Raw genomic sequence first — 1900 nt, 5'->3', positions numbered from 1 at the left:
CGCCGCGCTGGACGAGGCCGCCGCACTCGACGCCCGCGCCGCCCGCGGCGACTGGGCCGGCCCGCTGCACGGCGTGCCCTGGGGCTGCAAGGACCTGATCGACACCGCCGGCCTCGTCACCGATCGCGGCGCCGAACCCTTTCTCGGCCGCCTGCCGGAACAGGATGCCGTCGCGGTCCGCCGCCTGCGCGCCGCCGGCGCCGTGCTGCTCGGCAAGACCACCGTCGGCGCGCTCGGCTACGGCGATGTCTGGCACGGCGGGCGCACCCGCAACCCGTGGAACACGGAGGAAGGCGCCTCCGGCTCCTCCGCCGGTTCCGCCGCCGCCGCCGCCGCCGGGCTTTGCGGTTTCGCCCTCGGCACCGAAACCCTCGGCTCGATCGTCGCCCCCGCCGCGCGCTGCGGCGCCGTCGGCCTGCGCCCCAGCTTCGGCCGCATCGCCCGCACCGGCACGATGCCGCTCTGCCCGAGCCTCGACCGTCTCGGCCCGCTCTGCCGCGATGCCGGCGACGCCGCGCTGATCCTCGCCCTCCTCAACGGCGCCGACCCCGACGATCCCTCCAGCCTCGACATCCCCTTCGGCGGCGATGCCGGGCGCGACCCCGAAGGCCTGCGGCTCGGCATCCTGGCGGCCGATTTCGCCGACCCCTCGGCGGAAGCCGCCCGCGCCGCGATCGAGCATTGCCGCGCCCTCGGCGTCGTCCCGGTGCCGGTCGAACTGCCCGCGCTGCCCTGGGAAAGCCTGGTCTCCCTGCTGATGGCCGAGGCGGCGGCGAGCTTCGAGCCGCTCACCCTCTCCGGCGCCGACGACCTGCTCGCCCGCCAGGACGAATCCGCCTGGCCCAACCAGTTCCGCCTCGCCCGCTTCCTCTCGGCGGTCGACCACATCCAGCTCGACCGGCTGCGCCGCCGCGGCATGATGGCGATGCGCGACCTCCTCGCCGGGGTCGATCTCCTCGCCGCGCCCTTCGGCGTCGGCGCGCTGCCGACGCTGGCCGCCTTCACCGGCCATCCCTGCCTCTGCCTGCCGGTCGGCTTCACCCTCTCGCCGCCGCGCCCCTCCGCCGGCATCGCCGCCGACGCCCCGGCCAACACCCAAGCGCGCCGCGTCCCCGCCGCGCTCTGCCTCTGGGGCAGGCTGTTCGACGAGGCGCCGATGCTCGCCCTCGGCCACGCCCTCGCCCGGCGCTGCGCGCTCGACCTCCGCCCGCCGCACGGCCTGACCGGCGCCACATAAGGACAAACGCGCCGCATGACCCGGACCCATTCCCCCGCCGAAGACCCCGACCTCGCCGGCGACATCGCCGCGATCCGCCCGAGCGGCCTGTTCGATCCCGGCCATTACGCGCTGCAGGCGCAGGACATGCCGGCCGGCACCGACCCGCTCACCGATTTCTGCCGCCGCGGCTGGCGCGCCGGGCATCGCCCCAACCCCTATTTCGACCCCGCCTTCTACCTCACCCGCAACCCCGACATCGCCGCCTCCGGCGCCAACCCGCTGCGCCACTACATCGATTTCGGCGACCGCGAGGGCCGCGACCCCTCGCCGCTGTTCCACGCCGGCTGGTATCGCGAGACCTACGGCATCCCCGATGGCGCCAACGCGCTGGCCGATTTCCTCTCCCGCCGCCGCACCGGCAAGGTCAGCCCGGTCCCGCTGTTCGACCCGCAATGGTATCTCGACAACAACCCCGACGTCGCCGCCGCCGGCAGCGATCCGTTCGAGCATTTCTGCGCCTTCGGCGCCGCCGAGCGGCGCGACCCGAGCCCGGATTTCGACATCGGCTTCTACGCCGCCCGCTATGCCGACGAGATCGCCGGCGGCAATCCGTTCCTGCACTATCTCGCCCATCGCGGCGGCGGCTTCCACCCGCGCCGGCCGGCCGGCGAGCGGCTGATC

At 75.0% G+C, this 1900-nt stretch carries 1 protein-coding gene and 1 pseudogene; both read left to right on the top strand.

The genetic code is table 11. The features are described from left to right. The coding region (locus tag RT91_RS19015; protein ID WP_035189331.1) for an amidase at nt 1-1237 on the top strand (1237 nt) is incomplete at its 5' end. A 15-nt stretch (nt 1238-1252) separates the two neighbouring features. Continuing rightward, nucleotides 1253-1900 (top strand): annotated as a pseudogene (locus RT91_RS19010) (glycosyl transferase family 1); the annotation flags it as partial.

Source organism: Acidiphilium sp. JA12-A1 (assembly GCF_000724705.2).
In the GTDB taxonomy this organism is placed as follows: Bacteria; Pseudomonadota; Alphaproteobacteria; order Acetobacterales; family Acetobacteraceae; genus Acidiphilium; species Acidiphilium multivorum.
The sequence above is the reverse complement of the archived record's forward strand: the minus strand, read 5'-3'. Positions and strand labels throughout refer to the sequence as shown.